General features: G+C 51.6%; 15 protein-coding genes. 13 read left to right on the top strand and 2 right to left on the bottom strand.

Features of this window, described 5'->3' with window-relative positions; all coding sequences use genetic code 11:
• Positions 1 to 6: 6 nt before the first annotated feature.
• Positions 7 to 543: a DNA-deoxyinosine glycosylase gene (locus tag AACH41_RS04875; RefSeq protein ID WP_338657134.1), complete on the top strand. Its 537-nt coding sequence runs from the start codon at positions 7 to 9 to the stop codon at positions 541 to 543.
• Here the strand turns inward: AACH41_RS04875 and recN are convergent.
• Both recN and AACH41_RS04865 read right to left on the bottom strand, forming a co-directional pair.
• Complete coding sequence (gene recN, locus AACH41_RS04870) at positions 491 to 2,149, bottom strand: DNA repair protein RecN (RefSeq protein WP_338657132.1); 1,659 nt, start codon at positions 2,147 to 2,149, stop codon at positions 491 to 493. The genes AACH41_RS04875 and recN overlap by 53 nt on opposite strands.
• A 19-nt stretch (positions 2,150 to 2,168) precedes the next feature.
• On the bottom strand, positions 2,169 to 3,038 hold the full coding sequence (locus tag AACH41_RS04865) for an NAD(+) kinase (RefSeq protein ID WP_338657130.1): 870 nt from the start codon (positions 3,036 to 3,038) through the stop codon (positions 2,169 to 2,171).
• Between the two features lie 87 nt (positions 3,039 to 3,125).
• Between AACH41_RS04865 and hrcA the strand changes: the two genes are divergently transcribed.
• The 12 genes from hrcA (at position 3,126) to AACH41_RS04805 (ending at position 15,262) form a co-directional block, all read left to right on the top strand.
• The gene (hrcA, locus tag AACH41_RS04860; RefSeq protein WP_194747132.1) at positions 3,126 to 4,154 is read left to right on the top strand and encodes a heat-inducible transcriptional repressor HrcA; all 1,029 of its coding nucleotides are present in this window, start codon (positions 3,126 to 3,128) and stop codon (positions 4,152 to 4,154) included.
• Between the two features lie 160 nt (positions 4,155 to 4,314).
• The gene (locus AACH41_RS04855; RefSeq protein ID WP_338657126.1) at positions 4,315 to 4,797 is read left to right on the top strand and encodes an FxDxF family PEP-CTERM protein; all 483 of its coding nucleotides are present in this window, start codon (positions 4,315 to 4,317) and stop codon (positions 4,795 to 4,797) included.
• A 200-nt stretch (positions 4,798 to 4,997) separates the two neighbouring features.
• Positions 4,998 to 5,231, top strand: coding sequence for a glycine zipper 2TM domain-containing protein (locus AACH41_RS04850; protein ID WP_275356932.1), 234 nt, complete (start codon positions 4,998 to 5,000; stop codon positions 5,229 to 5,231).
• Between the two features lie 134 nt (positions 5,232 to 5,365).
• The gene (gene hemH / locus AACH41_RS04845) at positions 5,366 to 6,472 is read left to right on the top strand and encodes a ferrochelatase (protein WP_338657123.1); all 1,107 of its coding nucleotides are present in this window, start codon (positions 5,366 to 5,368) and stop codon (positions 6,470 to 6,472) included.
• A gap of 366 nt (positions 6,473 to 6,838) precedes the next feature.
• Positions 6,839 to 7,828 (top strand): ADP-glyceromanno-heptose 6-epimerase, encoded by a 990-nt coding sequence (gene rfaD / locus AACH41_RS04840; RefSeq protein WP_313983884.1) that lies wholly within the window; start codon positions 6,839 to 6,841, stop codon positions 7,826 to 7,828.
• 35 nt (positions 7,829 to 7,863) lie between these two features.
• Complete coding sequence (locus AACH41_RS04835) at positions 7,864 to 8,424, top strand: D-sedoheptulose 7-phosphate isomerase (protein WP_194747137.1); 561 nt, start codon at positions 7,864 to 7,866, stop codon at positions 8,422 to 8,424.
• A gap of 5 nt (positions 8,425 to 8,429) precedes the next feature.
• Positions 8,430 to 9,887, top strand: a complete 1,458-nt coding sequence (gene hldE / locus AACH41_RS04830; RefSeq protein WP_338657118.1) for a bifunctional D-glycero-beta-D-manno-heptose-7-phosphate kinase/D-glycero-beta-D-manno-heptose 1-phosphate adenylyltransferase HldE — start codon at positions 8,430 to 8,432, stop codon at positions 9,885 to 9,887.
• Positions 9,884 to 10,915, top strand: coding sequence for a lipopolysaccharide heptosyltransferase II (gene waaF / locus AACH41_RS04825; protein WP_338657116.1), 1,032 nt, complete (start codon positions 9,884 to 9,886; stop codon positions 10,913 to 10,915). The genes hldE and waaF overlap by 4 nt, the downstream gene beginning before the upstream one ends.
• Positions 10,912 to 12,447 (top strand): hypothetical protein, encoded by a 1,536-nt coding sequence (locus tag AACH41_RS04820; protein WP_338657114.1) that lies wholly within the window; start codon positions 10,912 to 10,914, stop codon positions 12,445 to 12,447. Before waaF ends, AACH41_RS04820 begins: the two co-directional genes overlap by 4 nt.
• Before the next feature lie 52 nt (positions 12,448 to 12,499).
• Positions 12,500 to 13,630 carry a hypothetical protein gene (locus tag AACH41_RS04815; protein WP_338657112.1) on the top strand — a complete coding sequence of 377 codons (1,131 nt, stop codon included), beginning with the start codon at positions 12,500 to 12,502 and terminating at the stop codon, positions 13,628 to 13,630.
• A gap of 10 nt (positions 13,631 to 13,640) precedes the next feature.
• The gene (locus tag AACH41_RS04810) at positions 13,641 to 14,591 is read left to right on the top strand and encodes a hypothetical protein (RefSeq protein WP_338657110.1); all 951 of its coding nucleotides are present in this window, start codon (positions 13,641 to 13,643) and stop codon (positions 14,589 to 14,591) included.
• 8 nt (positions 14,592 to 14,599) lie between these two features.
• On the top strand, positions 14,600 to 15,262 hold the full coding sequence (locus AACH41_RS04805; protein WP_338657108.1) for a CMP-N-acetylneuraminic acid synthetase: 663 nt from the start codon (positions 14,600 to 14,602) through the stop codon (positions 15,260 to 15,262).
• Positions 15,263 to 15,287 lie beyond the last annotated feature (25 nt).

Genomic DNA, 15,287 nt, shown 5'->3' with positions numbered 1-15,287 from the left:
ATTCACATGCATAGTGCTGCTGGTTTTCCACCTATCGCCAGCGCCGGCGCCCGCATCCTGATTCTGGGTTCTCTGCCTGGAGTGACCTCCCTGCGGCAACATCAATATTATGCGCACCCGCAAAACGCGTTCTGGCACATCATGGAAACATTATTTGGGATTCCAAAACAAACGGCTTATGCGCAACGCTGTGAACAGTTGCAATCACTCAAGTTGGCGGTATGGGATGTGTGTCACTCGGCCAGCCGACCTGGCAGCCTGGATAGTGCGATTGTCGCGAAGTCTGTGATTGCAAATGATATTCCAGGCTTACTCAAACACATTCCAACCATAGAATGTATTGCCTTTAATGGTCAAGCAGCGGCAAAGCTCTTTAAAAAGCATGTTGTTTTAGAGACCACGATCCCGCAGATCACCCTGCCTTCAACAAGCCCGGCCCACGCCAGCCTGAGTGTTGCGCAAAAGCTTGCACAATGGCAAACGCTACAAGTCAGGCTGTCACACCCAGCATTTCTTTCGCATGCTGGCGAGTCGCCTCTGTAATCTGCAAACCGCCCAGCATACGCGCGATTTCTTCAATCCGTTCATGCACATTGAGCGCATGAATCCGGCTCAAGGTCACGCCTTGCTGTTCAGACTTGCTGACTTGCAAATGTTGTTGCGCCTGCGAGGCCACTTGCGCCAAGTGGGTGATGACCAGCACCTGCCTGTGTCGACCGAGTTCACGCAACAAACGGCCCACCACTTCAGCCACTCCGCCACCAATGCCCACATCCACTTCATCAAAAATCATGCAGGGTACGGTGCCTAATGACGCGGTGGTCACTTGCAAGGCCAGGCTGATCCGCGACAACTCGCCGCCTGACGCGACTTTATTGAGCGGCCGCGGCTCGACCCCGGCATGACCGGCCACCATAAACTCCACTTGTTCCAGGCCATAGGCAGCCGGTTCGCCCGGCGTCAGACTCACCGAAAAACGCCCCCCTTTGAGTGACAGTGCCTGCATTTGTCCGGTGATGGTCTCGGATAAGGCTTGCGCCGCCTGGTGTCTGACAGCAGACAGTGCGGCGGCTTGTTGCTGATAAGTCTGCCACGCTGCCTGCACCTGTTTTGCCAAGGCTCCGTCATCGGCAAACGTTTCCAGCTCAGCCATCCGGCTTTGCTGTTGTTGCAACAGTGCTGGCAACTCATCCGGCTTGACCCGATACTTGCGGGCCGCCGTGTGGATCGTCTGAATACGTGACTCCACCTCAGCCAAACGCTCAGGATCAAGTTCACTTTTTTGCAAATGCCGATTGAGTGCACGACTCGCTTCTTCGAGCTGAATCACCGCCGAATCGACCGTTTCTGCAATTGGTTGCAATCCGGCATCGATGACTTGCAATTCAGCGAGCTTGCTTTGCACTTGCGACAACAAATCCAGCGCATTGACCTCCTCGCCTTCACTCATCATCTGCAAGCTCGCCTCCATGCCAGTCAGCAGACTGGCACCATGACTGAGCCTGACATGCTCTTGCTGCAAGGCGAGCCATTCTTCTGCTATAAAGCCGAGTTGTGATAACTCGCGGGTACTGTCACGCAACAGGGCCAATTCCTCTGCATACTCACTGGCATTTTTCTCATATGCCAACTGTTGCTGATGCAGCTGAAACCAGGTTTTATAACTTTTAGCCACGTCTTTAGCCAGAGGCACTGCCTGCGCATAGGCATCCAGAATTTCTCGCTGGGTGGCCATTTTTAACAGGGAGTGATGTGCATTCTGGCTGTAGATATCAATCAGCGTCTCCCCGATTTCACGCAACTGCCCGACGGTTGCAGAAACACCGTTAATAAAGGCACGGCTGCGGCCGTCGGCATAAATCACGCGCCGCAGAATCAGGCTATCATCAACGGCCATTTCTTGTGCACGCAACCAGTCTGCAGCCGCCTGGTTACCCGAAATATCAAACGTGGTGGCAATCTCGGCTTTGTCACAGCCCTTGCGCGTCACATCGCCTTCGTTCCTGGCGCCCAGACTCAGCGACAGCGCATCAATCAAAATCGATTTGCCTGCACCGGTCTCGCCGGTGAGTGCCGTGTAGCCTGCCGAGAACTCCAGTTCCAGCGCATCAACAATGACAAAATCTCGGATAGATAGGGCTTGTAACATAGATGGTTAAACGGGCGCGTTAGCCCCAGTTGAGTTTGTTGCGTAACATATCAAAATAGCAGTAGTCTTGAGGGTGCACGAGCCGAATCGACTGCTCAGCGCGCGCAATACGCACATGGTCCCCGGCGGCCAAAGGGAATTGGCCTTGGCCATCATAACTCATCTGAGCGTCCGCCGCGCTGACCACAATCACGTCAATCACACTGTCCGCAGGCACGGTGATCGGCCGATAACTGAGGGTGTGCGGACTGATAGGCACGATCGAAATCGCCTCCAGATCGGGATGCATAATCGGCCCGCCGGCAGATAAGCCATATGCGGTTGTCCCGGTCGGCGTGGTCAAAATCAGGCCATCCGAACGCTGTCTTGACACAAACTGACCATCCACATGTACCTCAAGCTCAATCAGGCGAAAAGCGCTTTTAATCACCACATCGTTTAAGGCAACCACAGGCAAAATCTGGCTGCCCGCTCTGGTCACCACTGAATGCAGTAACATGCGTGACTCAAGCTGAAAATGACCCTGTAAAATCTCGTCAATCTCATCCAGCATCTGGTCCGTTTGCAAGTCAGTCAAAAAGCCGAGTCGCCCGCGATTAATGCCAATCAAGGGCACGCCGGTTTCACGCAAAGCACGGCCGACGCTCAGCATGGTTCCATCGCCGCCCATGACAATTACCAAATCGGCTTTGCTGCCTATCTGCTCCAGCGAGGCCTGCTCAAAACCTTCTTGTTCCACATAGGCTGCGGTATTGGCTTCCACACAGACATGCAGCCCCTTGGCTAACAAGTGATGTGCCAAGCGGGTCAAATCACTTTGCATTTGCTGCAAGGCAGCAGTGTCCATATACTTGCCGACAATGGCAACTGAGCGGAATGTAGATTGCATGCCGCATTAAAGCATAGAAGCCCTGAACTGAAAAGCTAAAGGGGCTGTTATCCCAGGCGCAAATGATGCAAAATCTAACTCATTCTAATGAGATCGTCTAAAGTGGATAAACGCGCGCAAATTTTGCTTAAAACCTTGGTAGAGCATTACATCAGTGAAGGGCAACCCATAGGCTCCCGCACTCTGCTCCAGCATTCCGGCCTGGATGTCAGCCCTGCGACAATTCGTAACGTCATGAGTGACCTCGAACAATTGGGGTTTATTGCCAGTCCACATACCTCTGCGGGCAGAGTACCCACCAAAAAAGGCTACCGCCTGTTTGTGGACTCGCTGATGACGGTACAGCCGCTTGATCAACGCGCCCTCGCCCAGCTTAAAACTGGGCTATCCTCGCCCGACCCGCAAGCACTCATTAACAATGCGGCGGATATGCTCTCGCAACTGACCCAGTTTGCAGGCTTGGTCATGACGCCCAAGCGTAGCCGCAACGTGCTTAAACACCTTGAGTTTTTACATATAAATGACAAAAAAATACTCGTGATTCTGGTGACCGATGACGGCCAGGTACAAAATCGGATTGTCCTGACCGACCGCGCCTTTAGCGCCAGTGAGCTCACCACCGCCAGCAATTATGTCAACAGCCACTGTCAGGGACTCACCCTGGAAGAAGTACAGATCAAGCTCAAGCAGGAGCTGCAACAAATGCAGGCAGACATCAATCACCTCATGTCTGCTGCGCTGGATGCTGCCAGCCAACCAGAGCCTTCAGAAAAAGAGGCTGTGGTGATTGCGGGCGAACGCAAACTGCTAGAAGTGAATGAGCTCTCAACCAACGTCGGCAGCTTGCGCAAACTGTTTGAGATTTTTGAACGCCGCACGGCGCTGATGCAATTGCTTGATCAAAGTCAACGCGCCGATGGTGTACAAATCTTTATCGGTGGCGAAAGTGGCTATCTGGCACTGGATGAATGCAGCTTGGTCACTGCACCCTATGAAGTCGATGGTCAGGTCGTGGGGACGCTGGGCGTGATCGGCCCGACCCGAATGGCCTATGAGCGGATTATCCCGATTGTCGATATCACGGCCAAGCTATTATCTAGCGCACTCTCAAACTAAATATTGCCAGACCATATCAGGCTAATAATTCCGACACCGAGATCAGCCACGGTCGGATAAACCTTCTACTGCTGTTTTTTCACAATCCTGATCTACATGCTTGTCTATGTTGCGCAAAGCGCTCGACACAAGCTCGTTTTTTATTACTCAGGAGTTTGTTATGAAAAAATCCGCTTTATCAGTTGCACTATGTCTAAGTACTTTAATCATTAATCCCACGTATGCTGCAACCTACGATGCGACTCGAGCTGGTGGCGGTTATGTTTTCAGCAATATTTTTAGCGGCAATACAAGTTTCAATGACTACATTTCGTTTAGCACTGATGGCTTACAACAAGTCCTCACCAGTATTTCTGGTACAGGAACCACCTTTCAGTTCAAGGAATTTAACTTACTGGATGAAAACAAAAACCTGGTCATGAATGGTACGGTATTCAATTCCGGCCGCAATCTTTCTTTTGGATTTACAAATAGCATTCAACAAGGTAGCTACTATCTGCAAGTCGTTGGAGAAAGTACAGGTACAAATGCCAGCTACGCAGGGACCATTACCTTAGCGAACGCAGTCCCAGAACCTGAGTCCGCAGCGCTGATATTGGCGGGATTAGGCCTCTTAGAATTGAAACGCAGAAGACAAGCTTAAACATGATTCAGCCCTCCCTTGTTAGAGCAACGTTATGCTCTGGCAAGGGCTATTTTGTCTACGCAACAATTTGATTTTCTTTTATAAGAAATATTCACCCGTCAGATTCCTCTGACACACTAATCAGCTTGGATTGACTGCCTACGCTCTGCTCACTTACTTAAAATACCTACATGTTTAATCCCTTTGGAGAGGAAATCATGAAAAAACCATCCCCTGTCTCACTTCAGAAATCCCTGGTTTGGACTGCCCTGCTGGTCCTGACTCTGAGCACTTCTGCCTGTGGCTCTATGAGCACGCGTGGTAAAAACACTGCCATTGGCGCGGGTGTAGGCGCAGTCGCGGGCGCAGTCTTAACTGGTGGCAGCTCCATCGGAACGGTCGGTGGTGCGGCGGTTGGTGGCGTGATTGGTAACCAGATTCATAAGAAATAACCTGGATCTAAACAAAGATTATGGTCGCAAATCAGCCGCATGATTTGCGACCAGATTAACTATCGCAACAACAAACATCGGCACTTTTCAAAAGTAGGTAAGTCATAAGGGCACTTTTCACTTAAAATGCGTTCATGACTTACTACCAGCCAGAACCTGCTTACACCCACGGCAGTCAACCAAAAGTGGGTATACTGTTAGCTAACCTGGGCACGCCTGACGCCCCCACGGCGAAAGCCTTGCGGCCTTACCTGCAGCAGTTTTTGATGGACAGGCGTGTGGTCGAAATCCCGCGCTTTATCTGGTGCTGGATTCTGCATTGCATCATCCTGGTGATTCGCCCGAAAAAATCGGCAGAAAAATATGCCAGCGTGTGGACAGACCAAGGTTCACCGCTCATGGTTTATGCCCAGCAACAGAAAACCTTATTGCAACAGAGTCTGGCTAAACACATTAACAGCCCGTTTGCCGTCGAACTCGGCATGACCTATGGCAACCCCAGCATGAAAAGCGCCATTGACTCGCTCAAAGCCCAAGGCTGCGACCGCATTTTAGTATTCCCGCTCTACCCCCAATACGCCGCCAGCAGCACTGCGGCGGCGCTGGATGCCGTGTGGCGCGTACTACTTAAAATGCGCAATGTGCCTGCCATCCGTACCATCAAGCACTACCACGATCATCCGCTGTACATTCAAGCCTTGGCCAGCCATATCAAAGCCTACTGGCAACAACACGGCCAGCCAGAAAAACTCGTGATGAGCTTTCATGGCGTGCCCAAATTCCACCTGATAAAAGGCGACCCCTACCATTGCGAGTGCCACAAAACCGGACGCTTGCTGGCAGAGGCCTTAGGCTTAAGCAAAGACCAATATCAAATCGCCTTCCAGTCCCGTTTCGGTCGTCAGGAATGGTTGCAACCTTACCTCGCCAACACGCTAGACGCCTTGGGTAAACAACAAATCAAACGCATAGATGTCGTTTGTCCCGGCTTTAGCAGCGACTGCCTGGAAACCCTGGAAGAAATTGCTATGGAAGGTAAACACTTGTTCCAGTCAGTGGGCGGTGGGGATTATCACTATATCCCTGCACTCAATAGCGAAGCCGTCTGGATTGAAGCGATGCGCGATATTGCGCTGGAGCATTTGCAGGGTTGGGTGAGTAATGAGTTTGACTCAGCAAAAGCAGCAGCTGAAGCACAAGCGAGTAAACAAAACGCTTTGGCAATGGGCGCTGAAAAATAACGCTGCGGCTCGAACATCACATTTTTTAAACATTTAAAAGCCCTCATGACTGACATGTCATTTTCCAGCATCTAACTTGGCTGCACGTCAAAAGGATGAAAACACTGGCCAAAGCTTCGCTATCTAGATAGCCAGTGTTGGTGGAGAGAGCGCCGTGATGTTGAGTCAAAAAATTAGTATCAGCATTTATCTGCCTGAGAACCGTGCACAAAGATAGCAAATCTATCTCCTGCATTTTGCACCAAGCATAAAAACTCATTTCAGCGTTCATTCGCATTGGTCTTGCTTGCAGCGCTCGCCTATTCCACTGCCAGCCCTCCCCAATTACGCGTTATAATCGCGTTTTAACGTTTTTATCGTTCCCCTATGATCATTATCACCGGTGGTGCAGGCATGATTGGTTCTATCATGGCCTGGCATTTAAACAACAAACTGGGTCGGCAAGACTTGGTGATTGTTGACCGTATCACGCATGAAAACCAGTGGCAAAACCTGGTACACAGACACTATGCCGAATACCTGGATAAAGACCAGCTGTTTGAGTTTCTCGAAGAGAATGATGAGATCACGGCAGTGATTCATATGGGGGCGATCAGCGCAACCACCGAGCGTGACTTTAACAAGCTGGTGGCGGATAACATGCATTATTCGCAAGACTTGTGGTCCTGGTGTGCCGAGTATGAGGTGCCGTTTTTCTACGCCAGCTCTGCGGCCACGTATGGCGGTGGTGAACAAGGCTATGACGATACCAGCATTGAGAACTTGCGGCCATTAAACGGCTATGGCTACTCCAAGCACTTTTTTGACCAGTGGGTGTTGCAGCAAGTCGCACAAAAGCAACCTACCCCGCCCGCCTGGGCTGGATTCAAGTTTTTTAACGTCTACGGGCCGAATGAATATCACAAAGAGCGCATGGCCAGCGTGGCGTATCACACGTTTAACCAGTTTAGCGAGACCGGGACCATGCGCCTGTTTAAAGGCACCAAAGAAGGCATAGAGGACGGCATGCAGTTGCGTGACTTTGTCTATGTCAAAGACGTGGCGGATGTGATGGGCTTTTTCCTGGAATCAGCCCTCAAAAACAAACCGGTTGCTAGCGCGATTTACAACATAGGCACCGGTCAGGCACGCAGCTTTAAAGACCTGGCGACCAACGTGATGACCAGTATGCGCCGAGAGCCCAACATCACTTATATTGATATGCCGCAAGACCTGCAGGGCAAATATCAGTACTTTACCCAAGCAGAGATGAAGAAGCTGCGCGATGCGGGATATAAAAAGCCGTTTACCTCGCTGGAGGAAGGCGTCAAAGACTATGTGCAAAACTATTTGATGCAAGACGACCCTTACGCATAAGTCATCAAACAATTGAGCGATAGATTGTGAGCGATATGAACCATATTGAATACCTCAAAGGTGAACACGCCGCCCATATGGCGATGTTTCAGGCGCTGGAGCCCTTATTTCCACTCATCAGCGATGTCGGCAACTTGCTGCGTGACTGTATTGCGCGCGGGGGCAAAATTCTGCTGTGCGGTAATGGCGGCAGTGCGGCAGATAGCCAGCATATTGCAGCAGAGATTGTCGGCCGCTTTAAAAAAGAGCGCAAAGGTCTGCCCTCAATTGCACTGACAACAGACACCTCCATCCTGACCTCAGTAGGCAACGATTATGGCTATGACTATATTTTTGCCCGTCAGGTAGAAGCCCTCTGTCGCCCCGAGGATGTGCTGATCGGCCTCACCACCAGTGGCAATAGCGCCAATGTGGTCCGTGCCATTGAAACCGCCAATGAAATCGGCGCCACCACCATAGGCATGACTGGCGGCACAGGCGGCAAGTTAAATGCCCTGTGCAAGCACAATATTGTGGTGCCATCCAGCGTGACTGCACGCATCCAGGAAGCGCACATCTTTATCGGCCACAGCTTGTGCGAGATTCTGGAGTCTTAAGTCTGATGAATCCTGCATTCAGTAAAGTTGTGCAGCAGTTTGGTGATCAGGGTGCCCATGCCCTGGTGATTGGGGACGTGATGCTGGACCGCTACCTGCTCGGCGAGGTCAACCGCATTTCACCTGAAGCACCGGTCCCGGTTGTGCTGATCAAATCCGAACAACAGCGCGTGGGCGGTGCCGCCAATGTGGCAGCCAACCTGGCATTATTGGGTATCTCAACCAAGATGATTGGCTTGATGGGCAATGATAGTGAAGGCCAGACCTTACTCAAAGCCATGCAGTCACATGGGATTACGACCGAAGCCATGCTCACCAGCCAGCATCGTCCAACCATTGCCAAAACCCGTATTCTGGGCGGACATCAGCAAATGCTCCGTCTGGATCAGGAAGATACTCAGAATTTGAATGAAAGCGAGCAAGCTGAAATCCTCGCCAATATTGACACTGCACTGGCAGCGCAACCTGCCCTGGTGATTTTGTCAGACTACGCCAAAGGCTTGCTCACCGAAACCCTCTGCCAGCAGGTGATCCAGCGTTGCCGTACGCGGCAGATACCGGTGTTGGTAGATCCTAAAGGCCGTGATTACAGCAAATACCGTGGCGCAACTGCACTCACGCCGAATAAAAAAGAAACCGCCGAAGCCTGCGACAGCAGCCAGCAAGATCCGGCGCTAATCGCCAAAGCAACGGCGCTCAAGCAACGCTTGCAACTGGATTTTCTAGCCGTCACCAGAGGCGAAGAAGGCATTACGCTGATTGATGACAGCACCCACCATCTTAACGCCACCGCCAAGCAGGTATTTGATGTCTCAGGCGCAGGGGATACCGTGATTGCCACCCTGGCTGCCGGGCTGATGCACGGGCTGTCGGCACTGGATAGCTTATCATTGGCCAATATTGCCGCTGGCGTGGTGGTTGGCAAAGTCGGCACCGTGCCAATTACCAAGGCCGAATTACTTGATGCGCTGATGACGGCACAAGGCAATGAACAGGCGCACAAAATCTGCGCACTGGAAGAGCTCAAGCAAAAGGTCAGCCGCTGGAAACAGCAAGGCCAAAAAATCGTTTTTACCAATGGCTGCTTTGATTTATTGCATGCAGGCCATGTCACTTACCTTGAAGCGGCCAAAAAGCGGGGCGACAAACTGGTGCTGGGACTCAACACCGACCGTTCAGTATCTGCGCTCAAAGGCCCGACCCGACCCGTGGTGAATGAAAATGATCGTGCGCGCGTGCTGGCCGCCCTGGAGTCTGTGGACGCGGTCATTTTGTTTGATGAAGACACGCCTTTGAACCTGATCATGGCAGTTCAACCTGATGTCATTGCCAAAGGCAGCGACTACACCGCAGCCCAAGTGGTCGGCGGCAAAGAGGTGCTCTCTTGGGGCGGTGAAATTGCATTGATTGACTTGGTGGAAGGCCGAAGTACCACCAACCTGATTAAAAAAATGCATGCATGAGTAGTGCTGACAAGATTCTGGTCATCGGCCCGTCGTGGGTAGGCGACATGGTTCTCGCGCAAAGCTTGTTCAAGCAACTCAAGTCGGACCGTCCCGCTTGCCAGATTGATGTCGCTGCACCTTTGTGGACACTGCCATTGCTGGCGCGCATGCCTGAAATCACCCAAGCCATCGCCCTGCCCTTCAAACACGGGCAATTATCTTTAGGCGCGCGCTGGCGCTTTGGCCGTGGCCTGAGGGTTCAGGGTTACACACAAGCCATCTTACTCACAAACAGTCTGAAATCAGCCATTTTGCCCTGGGCTGCCGGCATTCCATTACGGACCGGTTTTAAAGGAGAGATGCGTTACGGCTTGGTCAATGACATGCGCCCGCTGGATAAAACCCGTCTCAAAAAAACCGTCGAGCGCTTTGTGACGCTGGGTTTAAGCCCGCAAACTGTGCTCCCTAGCGCCTTGCCACAACCTGCATTGGTCGCGGATGCAGCCAATGCAGACCGATTACTGCATGCTTTCAAGCTCAATGCCTCCAAACCGATGCTGGGTCTCTGCCCAGGGGCCGAATATGGCGAAGCGAAACGCTGGCCAGCCGAGTATTACGCGCAAGTCGCCAATCATGCGCTAGATGCAGGCTGGCAAGTGATGCTGTTTGGTTCCGATAAAGATGCCCTGGTGACGGCCTCCATCCAACACCTCACGCAGCAGCGATGCCTGGACCTGGCGGGCAAAACCAGCCTGGGGGATGCGATTGACCTGATGTCGTTGTGCCAACGCGTGGTCAGTAACGACTCAGGGCTGATGCATGTGGCTGCCGCACTGGATAAGCCATTGGTAGCGATTTATGGCTCTTCTGACCCGAAACATACGCCACCGATGCACCCGGATGCAGTGATCCAATATCTGGGGCTGGCATGTAGCCCGTGTTTCAAGCGTGTATGTCCGCTCGGTCATTTGAATTGTTTGCGACAATTGTCCACTGAACAAGTCTTACCCACACTCGCACTCACGCGCGTGGAGTTTGCGTCATGAAACGCTTTTCTTACCTGCAAAAAATCACGCAAGCCCAGTGGTTAACCCTGTATTTGCTGGCCGCCTTTCTGATCGTCAGCAAAATTATGTATAACCAGCACGGCTGGGTAAACAACGACTCACTGTTGTATTTTGAGCAGGCCAGACTTCTGGCTGCCGGGCAATGGCATCAGGCGTATCGCCTGTTCTCGTGGCCGTTCTACCCAAGCCTGCTCGCACTGATACACCGCAGTACGGGTCTGGAGATACACAGCGCGGCCATCGGCTTGAATATAGTGTGCTTTGTGCTGTTTGTCGCAGGCTTTCAACAATTGCTGCTAGAAGCGGGCGCCAAGTTGCGCACGCTGCACTGGGGGCATGGCCTGCTGTTCTCCACGCAATATATGGTCGGCAGTGTATTAGGCATGTTGCTGCGCGACGAGGGCTTTTGGGCGGCCTACACCTGGGGCCTGGTATATTGGCTACGCAGCCTTAAAACGCAACGCTGGCAGGACCTGCTGGCGTTTCAGGCCGCCATGGTCATCGCCACCTTATTCCGGATTGAAGCGGCGGTTTATTTGCTCGCCCTGCCCTTCTGCGCGCTTGCCTATACCGGCTTAAGCGCCTCAGGGCGAATCAAGCTTTGGCTGCGCGCCAATAGCCTCAGCCTGCTCACAGCATTGATGTTAGGAATCGCCTTATTCGCTGGCGTATTGCGACTGGATCAATTAGGCAGATTGCAAGAAATCGTCACTCAGGTCACGCGCCTGTTTGGGGAACGCATCGATTTTATTCAACAAAAAGCCGCCATTATCAACCAGCAGGTATTAGGTGAAGATCTGGATGAATACGGCCTGTTCAGCCTCTGGGTAACCTTGATCCTGATTGCCATCAGCAAAACATTAAAAACGGCCGGCCTGCCAGCATTAATTGCCATCTGCTGGCCCAAACAGAGCTGGTGGTCGCGCTTACCGGCACCCGCCCGGCATCTGGCGCTGGCAACACTCAGCGTCAGCTTTGTCGTCAGCCTGGTGATCTTGTTGAATGTGTTTGTCCTCTCCAGCCGCTATGTCATTGCCAGTGGCATCGTGTTTATTTTCCTCGCCGCGTTTGCCATGACTGAATGGCAAAGCCGCTGGCCTAAGCTCAGTAGCCGAGGGGTTGCGTGCTTGCTGGTTGCCATGCTCGCCTACTCCTTATGGGATAGAAATCCGACTGATCTTGATCGGCAGGCGGTGGACTACATCCAGACCATAAATCCACAACAGCAACCGGTGTTTTATGACACCGAAAATGCGAGGTTTTATGCCCACCAACCATATCAGGATAGAGTACTGGGTCATACACTGTTTCCCGAGCTGGTGAAGCAGCAGGCGATCTCGAAGTATGACTACTATATGATCACTATCAGCAAGGATGCGGTGGACGTGGCTTATGAACAGCTCGCTGTGCAAACCTTGCAAAAAGCCAATTTCAAACTGGTCAAAACCTTTTACGGTTGGCGCGGTAAATCTAAAGTCATGATTTTTAGCAAACAGGCCGTGACACCCTGATGCAATACGTTAAAATTCATAAAAATAATTCACTATTCGTTCAGGCCTCCTCATGATTCATTCGCTGACCCAAAAATTTCCCATTCTTAACCTCTGGCAACCACCGTTCAAACATTTGCTGCGCTTGAGCATTCTTTGGGTGATTCTGGTCGCGTGTACCGCTAACGTCTGCAACAGCTTTTTCATTAAATGGGGTTTCCGCGACGACTCCCGCTATGCGTCGCTAATAGGGGTGATTGATGGCACGGCTTACCAGCCCTATGTTTACCGCTCAACGGTCCCGCGTCTGGCTGACCTGGCGGTGCAGCAGATTCCGGAAAAGAAACAGGAAAAGCTGTTTGAACGCATCATCTCGTCCGACAAACTGAAAAACCATTTCTTTCACGATGTACCTGCCGAGGAATGGACGCCTCGCGTGGCGCTGGACTACCACCTGATGTATGGCGTGACTTTGCTCAGTTTTCTGCTGACGCTGATTTACCTGCGCAAGATTTTTCTGCACTTTTCTGACAACTACTCGGCCTCTATCCTCGCCGTGGTGCTGTTTAGCCTGATCTACCCGCTGACTTTCAAGCGTGGCGGCTATTTTTATGATTTCTTTGAACTGCTTGGTATCACAGTCAGCACCTATTACTTTCTGACTGACCGCAAGTTTCTGGCGTCCATCTTGCTCATGCTCACGGCATTTAACAAAGAAACCGCCTTCGTTGCCGCATTCGGATTTTTCTTTTTACATGCCAAAGACTACCCCATGCAAAAGCGCGTGGCTTACTTTGCGCTGCAATTCATTGCCTGCTTCCTGATCCGGCAATGGATCATCGCACCCTATACCGGGAACACGGATTCTGCGCTGCATTTTCACTTGCTTGATAACGCAAAATTCTGGCTCAATCCGGTCAACTATTTCAAATTGAGTGATTTTTATACACTGGGATTGTTCTCGCCCACACTGCAGCACGTCTTGCTGTTTCCATGGCTGGCCTACTGGATACGCGCTGGCTGGCAACAAATGGATGACATGCTCAAACGGTATACATTGGGGATTTTTATTCCTAACCTGCTGCTGTTCCTGAACTTCACCACCAAGGATGAGTTCAGAAACTTCTCGCTGAGCATGATCGCCTTGTACATCATCCTGATTCATGGGTTTTCAAACTTCAGGCAGTGGCTGGACCAGAAGTGATTACGCACGCATGAGATTCGTAGATAAATTGCGCATGGGTTACCGGCGCTGGCAATTGGGTGACGCCTTCAAGCATCAATACAACTGCCACCCGGACTTTGACCTGCAGCGCGGGGAGCACAGCTGCACCGTCCTCTGGAAAAAGCAGCCAATAGCCACCATCCCTTTTGCGCATACGCTGAGCCAACAACAACGGGGACCATGCTGGATCGTCGCTTCCGGCCCTTCGCTGGCCGAGATTGATCTGCAGCAAATCGCCGCGTATCCGACCATCAGCCTCAATTGCGCAATTAAGAAATTTAGCGCGGCCAAGCTCCATCCGACCGACTGCGTGATTGTGGATCACCGCGTATTTGAGCGCCAGTGGGATTGTGTCGTCGAATCTGTCCGTTCGGGCGCGCGCTGTTTCTTCAACTTTGAAGGGCTGAGTATTATTGCTGAGCGGGCGCCGGAACTGCTGAAGCAAGGCAATCTCTACCTGATTGAGTCGGTGAGTCGCAAATATGGGGTGGCCAGAGGCAGTGCCGAGCAATACTTGCAGGCTTTTACGCAGTCGCCTGAGATTCTGCTGGCCCCGGATTTATTGCCCTACTGCCGCTCGATAGGCTTTAGCCACAATTTACAACAAGGCGTGTTTGCCGGGAAAACGGTGGCCACCTGGGCAGTTCAACTGGCGTTTGCCCTGGGCTATGAGGCGATTTATATTCTGGGCATGGATTTGGGCGGCACCGGTAAAGCCCATTTTTATGCCGACCAGCACAATCCTTCACCAGATTTTCTGCGCTATTACGAACCGCATATTCGCGGCTGCTTTGAGCTGGCGCGTCTGGCCAGTGAAAAAACAGGGGTTAAGCTATATAATCTGTCGCTACAGAGCGCCTTGCCTGCCGAGATTATTCCAAAAATGTCGTTTGCCGAGGCTTTGCAACAAATTACCGAGACGGCATCCGTCAAGAAATGATTTAAGTTATGAAAATTATTATCCCGCTGCAAACCTGCTCCACGCGTATTCCGCATAAAAATATTCGCCCTTTTTATCAGGACGATTCGCTGTTCGACATCAAGGCCAAGCAAATTCTGACCTTTGAAGCGCCAGAAAATGTCTATGTGTCATCAGAAAGTGTGGAACTGGTCAAACCGTTGTGTGACAAGTATGGCTTTCACTTTATGCAGCGCGATGCCTCCCTGACCGGCAACAAAATTTATCAGCCTGACCTGGTCAAAGCGCTAACCGACCCGCTGCCTGGTGACGATGACATTATGTGGATTCAGGTCACCTCGCCCTTATTTAATCAGTTCAAGGAAGCTTTGGCGGTCTGGAAAGATGTCCGCAACGATTATGATTCGCTGGTTGCTGTCAAGCCGTTCAAAGGGCATTTGCTGGATGACAAGGGCAATCCGGTCAACTATGGGTTTGGTTACTGGCACAAGGTCTCGCAAGACTTGCCCAAGTTATATTCGGTGTTGTGGAGCCTGTTTATTCTCAAACGCGAGACGGTCAACCGCTTTCACTACCATATTGGCGTCAATCCCTACTTGTTTGAAACCAACCATATGGTGGTCGATATTGATTACCATGAGGACTTCGAGCTGGCAGGCATGATTTACACCAAGCTACACGGTACGATTTAATTCACCCCGCCAAATCACTCACGCC

Origin of the sequence: Methylophilus sp. DW102, assembly GCF_037076555.1 — a bacterium.
GTDB classification, from domain to species: domain Bacteria; phylum Pseudomonadota; class Gammaproteobacteria; order Burkholderiales; family Methylophilaceae; genus Methylophilus; species Methylophilus glucosoxydans.
Note: the sequence above shows the minus strand (reverse complement) of the source record. Positions and strands in the feature narration are given on the sequence as shown.

Bases quoted from the DNA above. Each gene is read 5' to 3' on its own strand.
- AACH41_RS04875 (WP_338657134.1), top strand. From the start codon at position 7: ATGCATAGTGCTGCTGGTTTTCCACCTATCGCCAGCGCCGGCGCCCGC.
- recN (WP_338657132.1), bottom strand. From the start codon at position 2,149: ATGTTACAAGCCCTATCTATCCGAGATTTTGTCATTGTTGATGCGCTG.
- AACH41_RS04865 (WP_338657130.1), bottom strand. From the start codon at position 3,038: ATGCAATCTACATTCCGCTCAGTTGCCATTGTCGGCAAGTATATGGAC.
- hrcA (WP_194747132.1), top strand. From the start codon at position 3,126: ATGAGATCGTCTAAAGTGGATAAACGCGCGCAAATTTTGCTTAAAACC.
- AACH41_RS04855 (WP_338657126.1), top strand. From the start codon at position 4,315: ATGAAAAAATCCGCTTTATCAGTTGCACTATGTCTAAGTACTTTAATC.
- AACH41_RS04850 (WP_275356932.1), top strand. From the start codon at position 4,998: ATGAAAAAACCATCCCCTGTCTCACTTCAGAAATCCCTGGTTTGGACT.
- hemH (WP_338657123.1), top strand. From the start codon at position 5,366: ATGACTTACTACCAGCCAGAACCTGCTTACACCCACGGCAGTCAACCA.
- rfaD (WP_313983884.1), top strand. From the start codon at position 6,839: ATGATCATTATCACCGGTGGTGCAGGCATGATTGGTTCTATCATGGCC.
- AACH41_RS04835 (WP_194747137.1), top strand. From the start codon at position 7,864: ATGAACCATATTGAATACCTCAAAGGTGAACACGCCGCCCATATGGCG.
- hldE (WP_338657118.1), top strand. From the start codon at position 8,430: ATGAATCCTGCATTCAGTAAAGTTGTGCAGCAGTTTGGTGATCAGGGT.
- waaF (WP_338657116.1), top strand. From the start codon at position 9,884: ATGAGTAGTGCTGACAAGATTCTGGTCATCGGCCCGTCGTGGGTAGGC.
- AACH41_RS04820 (WP_338657114.1), top strand. From the start codon at position 10,912: ATGAAACGCTTTTCTTACCTGCAAAAAATCACGCAAGCCCAGTGGTTA.
- AACH41_RS04815 (WP_338657112.1), top strand. From the start codon at position 12,500: ATGATTCATTCGCTGACCCAAAAATTTCCCATTCTTAACCTCTGGCAA.
- AACH41_RS04810 (WP_338657110.1), top strand. From the start codon at position 13,641: ATGAGATTCGTAGATAAATTGCGCATGGGTTACCGGCGCTGGCAATTG.
- AACH41_RS04805 (WP_338657108.1), top strand. From the start codon at position 14,600: ATGAAAATTATTATCCCGCTGCAAACCTGCTCCACGCGTATTCCGCAT.